The organism is Bacillus sp. es.034 (assembly GCF_002563655.1).
Classification (GTDB): Bacteria; Bacillota; Bacilli; order Bacillales; family Bacillaceae_B; genus Rossellomorea.
On sequence record NZ_PDIY01000001.1, the window covers coordinates 1,276,045 to 1,287,500 of the forward strand.

Annotated in this window: 3 protein-coding genes, 10 tRNA genes and 1 riboswitch; of the genes, 12 read left to right on the forward strand and 1 reads right to left on the reverse strand. The window is 47.1% G+C overall.

Annotation, left to right across the window (positions count from 1 at the left end):
• The first annotated feature begins 137 nt into the window (after positions 1 to 137).
• Positions 138 to 5,705, forward strand: a complete 5,568-nt coding sequence (locus tag ATG71_RS06505; RefSeq protein ID WP_098438933.1) for a pullulanase — start codon at positions 138 to 140, stop codon at positions 5,703 to 5,705.
• A gap of 127 nt (positions 5,706 to 5,832) precedes the next feature.
• Here ATG71_RS06505 and ATG71_RS06510 read toward each other — a convergent pair whose 3' ends face one another.
• Positions 5,833 to 6,414, reverse strand: a complete 582-nt coding sequence (locus ATG71_RS06510; RefSeq protein ID WP_098438934.1) for an N-acetylmuramoyl-L-alanine amidase family protein — start codon at positions 6,412 to 6,414, stop codon at positions 5,833 to 5,835.
• Between the two features lie 78 nt (positions 6,415 to 6,492).
• On the opposite strand from ATG71_RS06510, the gene ATG71_RS06515 reads away from it, so the two are divergent.
• The 11 genes from ATG71_RS06515 (at position 6,493) to ATG71_RS06565 (ending at position 11,408) form a co-directional block, all read left to right on the forward strand.
• Complete coding sequence (locus tag ATG71_RS06515; protein ID WP_179886479.1) at positions 6,493 to 9,570, forward strand: S8 family serine peptidase; 3,078 nt, start codon at positions 6,493 to 6,495, stop codon at positions 9,568 to 9,570.
• 200 nt (positions 9,571 to 9,770) lie between these two features.
• Positions 9,771 to 9,860: riboswitch (cyclic di-GMP riboswitch) on the forward strand.
• A 527-nt stretch (positions 9,861 to 10,387) separates the two neighbouring features.
• Positions 10,388 to 10,462: transfer RNA gene (locus tag ATG71_RS06520), tRNA-Glu, on the forward strand.
• 7 nt (positions 10,463 to 10,469) lie between these two features.
• A tRNA-Val gene (locus ATG71_RS06525) sits at positions 10,470 to 10,545 on the forward strand.
• Between the two features lie 62 nt (positions 10,546 to 10,607).
• Positions 10,608 to 10,683: transfer RNA gene (locus ATG71_RS06530), tRNA-Thr, on the forward strand.
• 19 nt (positions 10,684 to 10,702) lie between these two features.
• A tRNA-Lys gene (locus tag ATG71_RS06535) sits at positions 10,703 to 10,778 on the forward strand.
• A 67-nt stretch (positions 10,779 to 10,845) separates the two neighbouring features.
• Positions 10,846 to 10,930, forward strand: a tRNA-Leu gene (locus ATG71_RS06540).
• 8 nt (positions 10,931 to 10,938) lie between these two features.
• Positions 10,939 to 11,013, forward strand: a tRNA-Gly gene (locus ATG71_RS06545).
• A gap of 7 nt (positions 11,014 to 11,020) precedes the next feature.
• Positions 11,021 to 11,109: transfer RNA gene (locus ATG71_RS06550), tRNA-Leu, on the forward strand.
• Between the two features lie 57 nt (positions 11,110 to 11,166).
• Positions 11,167 to 11,243, forward strand: a tRNA-Arg gene (locus ATG71_RS06555).
• A gap of 5 nt (positions 11,244 to 11,248) precedes the next feature.
• Positions 11,249 to 11,325 (forward strand) — tRNA-Pro (locus ATG71_RS06560).
• Positions 11,326 to 11,332: 7 nt separating this feature from the next.
• Positions 11,333 to 11,408, forward strand: a tRNA-Ala gene (locus ATG71_RS06565).
• The last annotated feature ends 48 nt before the right edge of the window (positions 11,409 to 11,456 follow it).

Below are 11,456 nucleotides of genomic sequence, written 5' to 3' on the forward strand. Positions count from 1 at the left end.
AGCGTTTGCATTAGTTCGGAATAACTACCCCGGGAGTCACCTCACATTTTTTTAATCAATTGTGCAAACGTTTCCATAACATCATCACGAGCACTGCTACTATTCTACTTATCCAATTAATAAGGGGGAAAACATGAATGAGAAATAGGACAAAGCGTCACATCTCAATGATAATGACATTGATGATGTTGATCAGCCTGTGGTCACCATTCGCTCCGGCGGCTTCTGCCGTTGCCGACGGAAATGAAACGGCGACCGCAGCGGATTCCGGTGACCGCACGGTGCGCTTCACGTATGATCGTGAAGATGAAACGTACGACGGCTGGAACATATGGGCATGGAATACAGGAGTGAAGGATAATCAAATCAACTTTGACTCCTACGAAAACGGTGTGGCGGTAGCGAACATCGCCGTTGGACCTGAAACGGAGCAGATCGGATTTGTCCTTCGGAGCACCGAGGATTGGAATACAGCCGAGAAGGAATTCGACGACCGCTTCATCAAGGTGAATAAGAACGACACCCTCACCAAGGCTTACATAACAAGCGGTGTCGAAACAATCCGCATCGTACCGGACGGTTCCGCGCCGGTCATCGATCAAGGGGATGCGACATTCTACTATCGTGACAAGGACCTTTTCAAAAACGATCAAATGGATAGAATTGAGAAAGTCGAATTAAAGTATAACGGGGAAACGAAGGAAATGACGTATGAGCCGGAGAATGAGCGATTCGTTCTGCCATACGACAACATTCCTAACGGGAAAAATGAGTATAGTTTTTTAGTCACAAAAGATGGCGTGACGACGGAAGTGAGCGATCCTTACAATACGGCGGACGGCAAATCGGTCCTTGATTTCCAGAAAGCCGAGCTGACAGTGACGGGTTCTGTGGCTCCTGCAGCTGTGGACTATAATGAAAACGCCGTCTTGAATGTTGACATCGAAGGATTGACAGATGGTTTAACGATTCAAAAAATGACAGCGGATGTTTCTTCATTAGGCGGATCGGAGAAGCTTGAAATCGATCCGTCACTAAATGAAGTGACCCTTTCTGTGGATGATGACATTACGGCAGGAACCAAATCGATTCCTCTGACCGCAGTGGATTCTTACGGAAACGTTTATAAAGGGAGCACTGAAATCGAAGTGAAAGCAAGGCAGTCTGTCGGCGATTCCGACCTTGATTGGGATGAATCGATCATTTATTTCATGCTGACAGACCGATTCTTTAATGGGGATACATCGAATGATGATCCTTACAACCTGAATTATGACAAGTCGAAACGTGGAACGTATCAAGGCGGAGATTTTAAAGGGATCACGGAAAAACTTGATTACCTTGATAAGCTTGGCGTTAACACGATCTGGATCAGTCCGGTTGTGGAGAATGTGAAGTATGATGTGCGAAAAGGGGAAGAAGGGGAGCCATATTTCGGATACCACGGCTATTGGGCGAGCAACTTCGGCGAGCTCAATTCTCACTTCGGAAGCATGGATGACTTTCATAATCTGATCGACGAGGCACATGACCGCGGGATCAAGATCATGGTGGATGTCGTGTTGAACCACACCGGTTATGGATTGAAGGAAATCGACGGCGAGCTGCCGGAAGATCAACGTCCTGCCGGGTATCCGACGGACGCCGAACGTGAAAAGTACAGCGATATCCTTCGTCAGGGCAATGTTGGCAATGACGAAGTGGTCGGTGAACTTGCCGGACTTCCTGACGTCATGACAGAAAATCCTGAAGTGCGCCAGCAGATCATCGACTGGCAGACCGATTGGATCGAGAAAGCGAAAACGGATAAGGGCAATACGATCGACTATTTCCGAGTCGATACGGTGAAGCATGTGGAAAACGCCACATGGATGGCTTTCAAGAATGCGATCACGGAAAAAATGCCGAAGCACAAAATGATCGGGGAAGCATGGGGCGCAAGTGCTGACAATGACTACGGCTACCTTGATACGGGGATGATGGATTCCCTTCTCGACTTCGGATTCAAGGATATCGCCCGTGAGTTTGTGGACGGCAACCTGAAAGCGGCCAATGATAAGCTGACGGCCCGAAATGGAAAGATCGATAACACGGCCACACTGGGACAATTCCTGGGGAGCCATGATGAAGACGGCTTCCTGTATTCACTCGGGGGGGACAAAGGAAAGCTGAAGCTTGCAGCCTCCCTGCAGGCGACGTCGAAAGGGCAGCCGGTCATTTATTATGGTGAAGAGCTTGGGCAGAGCGGAGCGAATAATTATCCCCAGTATGATAACCGCTATGACCTAAACTGGGATGATGTAGAGAAAAATGATGTGTTGGATCACTATAAGAAGATCCTGAACTTCAGGGGAGCACATTCGGATGTGTTCGCGAAGGGGGAGAGACATACAGTCGGCGGTTCGAACAGCGACAAGTTCCTCTTATTCTCACGTGACTACCAAGACGACTCCGTATACGTCGGGTTAAACGTGGCGGATGAAGGGAAAGAGATCACGTTGACGGTTGATTCTCCTGATGCGGTCGTGACGAATGCTTATTCTGGAGAAACCTATCCTACAACTGAATCGGGTGACATAACGTTGACCCTTCCTTCCAAAGCAGACGGAGGTACGGCACTGCTCACTGTTGAAGGAGGAAACATCACAGGTGCTGAAGCAGGAGGAGAGGACCCTGAAGCGGAACCTGTACCTGAAAACAACATCCGCATCCACTATAACCGAACAGACGGAAACTACGAAAACCTCGGTGCCTGGCTCTGGAATGACGTGGCATCACCATCGGCTAACTGGCCGACAGGAGCGACGATGTTTGAAAAAACCGACAGCTACGGGGCATACATTGACGTGCCGCTTGCTGAAGGGGCAAAAAACATCGGTTTCCTCGTCATGGATATTACGAAAGGCGATGCGGGTAAGGACGGCGGAGACAAAGCCTTCTCTATTACAAATCCTGACGTGAATGAAATCTGGATCGAGCAGGGATCGGATAAGGTGTATACGTACGAGCCGGTTGATTTGCCGGAAAACACGGTCCGCATCCACTATGACCGTGAAGACGGGAAGTATGAAAACTTTGGTCTATGGACGTGGGGAGATGTGAAATCCCCTACAGAGAACTGGCCGACGGGCGCACTGGATTTTTCAAAAAAGGATCGTTACGGTGCGTATGTAGACGTTGAATTGAATGATGATGCCAAACAGATCGGTTTCCTTGTATTAAATGAAGCAACCGGTGAGAAGGATGGCGGAGACAAAACATTCAACCTCCTCGATAAGTATGATCAATTATGGGTAAAAGAGGGCGAAGATAATGTCTATATTTCCCCTCATGGAGATGTGGCAACAGGACTCGTTTCATCTGAAGTCATTTCGGATGACACGATCACCCTGAATTTTACGATGACGGATGGTTTGACGGAGGACGCACTGCTATCAGGTTTGGCCATCAAAGACAGTGCTGGTTCCGATGTGAAAGTAAACAGCGCCAAGATCACGGGTGACAAAACATTGGAAGTGAAAGCTGATTTTGACCTGAAAAAGCTTCCTCTTTCCATCACCTACTCGGGCAGGACCGTTTCGGCAGAAGCCGGATGGCGACTGCTTGATAACAAGTATGCTTACGATGGGGATGACCTTGGTGCCACGTATAAAAAAGGAAATGCCACGTTAAAACTGTGGGCACCGAAAGCAAGCAAAGTGGTGGCAAACTTCTTTGATAAAAAAGATGCTGCAACGAAAATAGGCAGCGTCGAATTGACTCTTGGTGAAAAAGGTGTCTGGTCGACAGACGTGAAAGCGAAAGAGTTAAGTGTGAAGGATCTGAAGGGGTACTACTATCAATACGAAGTCACCAATGACGGTGTAACGAAAAAGGTACTCGATCCGTACGCCAAATCCATGGCTGCCTTCACCGTCAACACAGAGGGTGAAGCGGGTCCTGACGGCGATAACGTCGGAAAAGCGGCGATCGTCGACTTGAAGGGGACGGACCCTAAGAAATTCACTCATGCCTCCATCGATGGCTATGAAAAACGGGAGGATGCGGTCATCTATGAGATCCATGTCCGTGACTTCACGTCCGACCCGTCCATCGAGAAGGATTTGAAAAAGGAAAGATGGGGCACGTATGACGCCTTCATCAAAAAGCTTGATTACATCAAATCAATGGGTGTGACCCACGTCCAGCTGCTTCCGATCATGGCCTGGTACTACGGTGATGAAACGAAGATGGGTGAACGGGAGCTTGAGTATTCCGCGGGAGGCAACGAGTACAACTGGGGCTATGATCCTCACAGCTACTTCTCCCCGGACGGTGCGTATTCAGAAGATCCCACCGATCCACAGCTGCGCATCGAAGAAACGAAGCGATTGATTGATGCGATTCATGATAAAGGCATGGGAGTCGTCCTCGACGTCGTCTATACCCATATGGCCAAAACAAGCACACTGAACGATATTGTGCCGAACTATTATGCGTTCCAGGATGAGCAGGGGAACTTCCTCGGAGGCTTCGGGAATAACCTCGCTACCAACCATGTGATGGCTGAGAAGCTGATGGTGGATTCCGTGAAATACTGGTTCGACGAATACAAGATCGACGGCATGCGCTTCGATATGATGGGGGATGCAAGCTACCCTGCTATCCAGAAAGCCTACGACGCCGCGGCTAAAATCAACCCGGACGCTCTGTTCATCGGGGAAGGCTGGAGAACATTCGCCGGTCAATTATCGGATCCTTCATTAAAAGGAATGGGGGCCGATCAGGATTGGATGGATAAAACGGACGACGTTGGAGTCTTCTCAGACGAAATCCGGAACGAGTTAAAGTCCGGATTTGGTTCAGAGGGTGAGCCGCGCTTCCTGACCGGTGGCGCCCGCGACATCAATACGATTTTTAACAACATCAAAGGACAGCCGGGCAACACGGCTGACGACGATCCGGGCGACATGGTCCAGTACATCGCGGCCCACGATAATCTGCCGCTGTACGACGTCATTGCCCAATCGATTAAAAAGGACCCGGCCATCCCGGAAAACAACCTGGAAATCCATAAACGGATCAGACTTGGAAACTCGATGATCCTGACATCCCAGGGAACAGCTTTTATCCACGCTGGCCAGGAATACGGCCGGACCAAGCAGTGGCTCGGTGAAGGCGTACCGGAACAGAAATACCATGAGTTAGAGGACGAAAATGGAGACCCATTCGGCTACTTCATCCACGACTCCTACGATTCATCCGACAGCATCAACATGTTTGACTGGGAAAAAGCAACGAACAAGAAGAAATACGAAATCAACACAACCACACGGGAATACACAGAAGGATTGATCAAGCTGAGAAGATCCACCAATGCGTTCCGACTCGGCGACAAAGAGCTGGTCGACCAGAATGTATCCCTCATGAATATCCCTGAAATCGCTGATACGGACTTACTGCTTGCTTATCAGAACGTATCGACGGATGGTACGGGTGAGTATTATGTATTTGTGAATGCGGATGATAAAGCAAGGACACTGTCATTGGGCGACTATGATTTTTCTAAAGGAAAAGTTGTAGTAGACAACGACGAGGCTGGAACTAAGACGGTCTCTAAGAAGTCTGGTTTTACAATGACGAAAGATACGTTGACCCTGGATCCTTTGACCACTGTTGTGATCAAGGTAGATGAGAAGGGGGAAAAGGGGAAGAAGCGGGAGTAAGGAACGATTTCGTTTCCCCCTGGCGTGAAACAGAGTACCGTCCATAGTAAAATGAAAACCCCAGGAATGCTGATTGAATAGCAGTCCTGGGGTTTTGTTTATTCTAGTCCTGTAAACCGAATCCTTCTTATAACTTCTTAAGATACTCCTCTATTTTTCTATACGTATCATAACGGTCTGCCCCTGAAAGAACGACAATTGTATCAGCGATCAGCCCATCCTTCTTCCCTCCGCAGACAATCAGTTCTTTTGCCACTTTGCCATTTATCGCATTACGGGGATAAATAGGGCACTTTAATCTGTTCGCCAACAATTCCGCTGCCGGATAATCATTAAACGTGCCAATCACTATCGCTTTCTCTAACATATCATCTTCCTCCCTCGGTTTTTCAGTTGGTTTAGGCACATCAGGCACATACGGAAGGTTAAAGTATTCCAGCACGCCTTGAGCCGCTTCTCTTGCCACTTCTTTTTGGTAGTCTTTATCAATCATCAGCTTCGCTTCTTCGGGATGATCCATGAATCCATTTTCCGTCAGGATCGCGACTCCTTCGAATTCCCTGGTGATATGAAGGTTCTGTTCGATGATTCCGCGCCATACTTGCTTGGTCCCTTGCCTTAAATATTTCCCAACGCTCGCCGTCACCCTGTTATCATAGTCAGGACAAGGATTGACCACTTCAATTAATATAGAATATTGCTTATTCACTAGTTTGGAAGTATTATGTAAAAGTGCCTATAAGTGGTTTTGAAATTGTAGTAGATTACGAGAACAAGGGGAATGTATATGAGAAGATTGTTGGTTTGGATGATGGTTTTAGGATTGTTCGGTATGCCTTTTTATTCAGCTGAATCAGTGGAAGCAAAAGGTGAATCTACTTCTTTTGGGGATAAAGTAGCGGAACGAGTGATCGTGAAGCTGAAAAAGCCCGTGGATAAATCGGCTATAGAGGGATATGAGGTGTTGGCAAGCCAAGAAGATGCTACCGCTCCCATCGTGACAATGGATGTTCCTGAAGGGCAGGATGTAGACTCATTTATAAAGGATTTAGAGAAAAATCGTGATGTGGAGTATGCAGAACCTGATCACCTGATCAAATTGGACCACGTACCTAATGACCCATATTATGATTATCAGTGGCACCATCAAACGATTGAGTCGGAGAGGACGTGGGATCAAACACAAGGTTCTCCTGATGTGGTGGTGGCTGTGATCGATAACGGTGTCGATGTGGATCATACGGAATTTGCGGGGAGAATCGTTGCTCCCTATGACACAGTGAACAACACAACAACCATGACCAAAGGTGATCATGGTACCCATGTAGCCGGAATAATAGGAAGTTCCATGGATAACTGGACGGGTGTGACCGGTGTTGCACCAGAGACGGCCATAATGCCGATCGATGCTTTCTTTAATGAAGAATCTGCTTATTCTTCCGATGTCATCGAGGGGATTTACTATGCAGTGAATAACGGAGCGGACATTATCAACATGAGTTTAGGAAGCTATCAATATAGTAGTGTCTATAATGACGCGATTCAATACGCGTACAATAATGGGGTAGTGGTGGTGGCAGCGGGAGGGAATGAAGATACCAGTGCTTCACACTATCCTTCTTCCTATCCCAATGTCATTTCAGTCGCGTCGACTACCGAATATGATACAAAATCAAGTTTTTCCAACTATGGTTACGACATAGATATAGCGGCGCCGGGATCATCCATCCTTTCGACGCTCCCGTATAATGACTATGACTACATGAGCGGGACTTCCATGGCTTCCCCTGTAGTGGCGGGAGTGGCTGCACTGATTTTAGCCAATGAACCCTATCTGACAAATGATCAAGTAGCAGATCGATTGTACACTTCAGCTGATGACCTTGGAACAGCCGGGAAGGATTATTTCTACGGCCACGGCCGGGTGAATGCGAGAAAAGCAGTCGGAGTTGCCAGGTATGTAGCTCCTCCTCAGGTTTCACAAGTGTATGACTATTCAGAGACCGTGAGTGGGTATATGGAAGAATATGAGGAGTGCTATGTGGAGGTAAGGAATGAAGACGGAGTAATCGGCAGTAAGTATGCTTATAGAGGGAATTTCAATATACTCATTCCAAAACAACCCGCAGGCACAACTTTATCGGTTACCGTAACCGTAGATGATGCCACAAGTGAAGCTACTGAGCTTACGGTGTTGGACGGAACAAGCCCTGAAACTCCAGTCGTAAACGAAGTAACCGACCGCCACACGTCTGTAACCGGAAAAGCCGAAGCTGGTGCAACGGTAGAGGTCAAAGCCGGATCCGAGATCATTGGATCTGCGACTAGTAATGGGTCATTCTCAGTCGGGATCGCTAAACAAAAAGCGGGAACGGAATTAAGCATTTATGCCATCGATGAAGCCGGAAATCAAAGTGGTTCAGCCGTGCTCATGGTAAAAGACAAAACGGCACCGGTGAAACCGACCGTTAATCCTGTAGGGGATAACACGACCGCCATCACTGGAAAAGCGGAAGCGAATTCCACCGTGGTCGCTAAAGCAGGTTCAAAAGAGCTTGGCAGGGTCACTGCGGGGAGTAACGGTGCGTTTGCCGTTACGATCAGTAAGCAAAAAGTGGGTTCTGAAATTAGTATCTATGCAGTGGACATTGCAGGGAACCAGAGTGAAATGATAAAAGTAACGGTTGAAGATAAAACGGCGCCAGCCAAGCCGACCGTTAATCCAGTAGGTGACCAGTCCACTGCAATTACAGGAAAAGCGGAAGCGGGTACGAATGTATATGCGAGTGTCGGATCATTGGAGATCGGAAAAGCTTCGGTAAACAATCAAGGTGAATTCACGATTGCTATCAGCAAGCAAAAAGCAGGCACAGAAATCAGCGTCCATGCAGTAGACCAAGCTGGTAACAAGAGTACGGTTTCTAAAGTACAAGTGGCGAAACGAAAACCTGACCTGGAAACTCTGATTGGTTCAACAAGGTATTCCACCGCTGTCGAAGTCTCCAAGCAGGGATGGGAAAGTTCCTCCACCGTATTCTTAGTTAATGGAGGTGCAATTGCGGACGGGTTAACCGCTACTCCATTAGCATCTGCCCATGATGCACCTATCCTCCTGACAACAAAGGGGACGCTGCCGGCTGAAACAAGAGCAGAACTAAAGCGGCTAGGCACAAAGAAAATCGTTTTGATCGGTGGTGGCGGCGTGATCTCCGATGAGGTGAAAGGGACCCTTGTGAAGCTGGGTTACAGTGTTTCCCGTATTGGAGGAATAGATCGCTATGAAACGTCATTACTCATTGCGAAACAGCTCGATAAATCAGTCGATGTGACAGAAGCATATCTTGCTTATGGAAGAGGGGAGCCGGACGCACTGTCGATTGCGGCCCGATCCGGAAAAGTGAAGCAGCCTATCATTCTTTCAGAGAAAAAGTCCGTTCCGAAAGCCACATATGAATGGTTGAAATCTGAAGAATTATCGAATGCTCACTTTATCGGGGGAGCGGCGGTACTTGATTCAGCAATCATAAAAGAAATGAATAGAATCACAACGAAAAATGTGGAAGGCAACCGTATCAGCGGTCTTTCCCGGCATGATACCAATGCGAAAGTGATTGAAAAATTCTATTCGGAAGACCACTATCCAACCATATTAATTGCTAAATCCGAATCAGCCAAACTGGTTGACGCCTTATCAGCAGGTCCTCTTGCGTCCAAACTCGGCGTACCGGTACTGCTCGTCTCCCAAACCGGCCTGGAAATATCTCAGATTACTGCTATTGAAGGTAAAACTTCCTCACACGTCCACCAGATCGGTGGGGGGATTAATGAAGAAGTCGTAAGAGAAGTACTGAATTATATGGAATAGGCAGGAAAAGGAGAGGGGATGGGGACGGAAAGACATACGATTCGTCCCGTCCCTTTCATTCTTTTAGGAATAATCGGTTTATCGTTTCGGAAAATGTGGTATTATTCAAAAGTAGTAAATATGACACATGACTATCTGTGGTTATAGAGCTAAAAGTAGGTATATGCGCTCGTGCATGACAAATTAATCTTTCATAATTCGTACGATAAAGGCAAAACCATTGAAAAGTGGTGACGCAAAACTAGAGGGGCTAATGTCAGTGGGATCGACGATGCTTGCCAGTTTTCGAAACGGACTCCTGCGATTTATGAGCTAGAGGAGAAATGATGAAGATGACTCGATTTCTATCGCAAATGAGGATCAGATGGCACTCATTAAGAATCCAGTACAACCGGATATTACTTGATGGATGCTTAGACTGCCAAATCAAAAAGAAGTTGCAGGAAAAAATAAGGTACCATGAATTGAAGTTGAACAATCTTTTAGAGGGCTCCTTTTACTAGGGGCCTTTTTTATACAGTGGAGTGTTCATCTATGATCAGGCAGAAAGGGAGAGAATTGTTCTTAAACGGAAATGGGGAACACGATTTACATATTCTCAAAAAAAGAACCAAGTAATTGGAAAGATAATTGGATTTGCTATTGATATAGACTTTAAACATGTGGTATATTCTTTTTCGGCTCACAAAAATGGTATGATAAGTTAGAGAAAAAAGTTTTTATTTTTAATTATTTAGAAGTTGACTTCTACGAAATAAATTGTTATAGTTATACATGTTCTTAACGGGACGCCATCATGGATTTTTCTTATCAAAATGGCCCATTGGTCAAGCGGTTAAGACACCGCCCTTTCACGGCGGTAACACGGGTTCGAATCCCGTATGGGTCACCAATTATATGGAGGATTAGCTCAGCTGGGAGAGCATCTGCCTTACAAGCAGAGGGTCGGCGGTTCGATCCCGTCATCCTCCACCAAAGACTTTTGCGCAAGCAAAATATCTTTCCGTGAATTGCTTTCATTAAGTAGCAAAGCACATGCCGGTGTAGCTCAACTGGTAGAGCAACTGACTTGTAATCAGTAGGTTGGGGGTTCAAGTCCTCTTGCCGGCACCATTTGATTTTTTTATGAGATGAGCCATTAGCTCAGTTGGTAGAGCATCTGACTTTTAATCAGAGGGTCGAAGGTTCGAATCCTTCATGGCTCACCAAAGATTTTTGCCCCGGCAAAATATCTTACCATAGGGTTTTCGTTATTACGAAGGTCATCTATTATATGCGGGTGTGGCGGAATTGGCAGACGCACCAGACTTAGGATCTGGCGCCGCAAGGCGTGGGGGTTCAAGTCCCTTCACCCGCACCATTTCTTTTGCGGAAGTAGTTCAGTGGTAGAACACCACCTTGCCAAGGTGGGGGTCGCGGGTTCGAATCCCGTCTTCCGCTCCAGAGATTTGCCGGGGTGGCGGAACTGGCAGACGCACAGGACTTAAAATCCTGCGGTAGGTGACTACCGTACCGGTTCGATTCCGGTCCTCGGCACCAAAGATTTTTGCGATAGCGAAATATCTTTCCATACGTTACTAATATAGAATTAATTTTGCGCCCGTAGCTCAATTGGATAGAGCGTTTGACTACGGATCAAAAGGTTAGGGGTTCGACTCCTCTCGGGCGCGCCATATATCGGGAAGTAGCTCAGCTTGGTAGAGCACTTGGTTTGGGACCAAGGGGTCGCAGGTTCGAATCCTGTCTTCCCGACCACTTCTTTGGGGCCTTAGCTCAGCTGGGAGAGCGCCTGCTTTGCACGCAGGAGGTCAGCGGTTCGATCCCGCTAGGCTCCACCAAGTTTATTTACGGAAGTAAAATAAACTTCTAATGGTTTTATAAGAAAA

Coding starts and splice junctions, on each gene's coding strand:
- ATG71_RS06505 (WP_098438933.1), top strand. CDS start 138: ATGAGAAATAGGACAAAGCGTCACATCTCAATGATAATGACATTGATG.
- ATG71_RS06515 (WP_179886479.1), top strand. CDS start 6,493: ATGAGAAGATTGTTGGTTTGGATGATGGTTTTAGGATTGTTCGGTATG.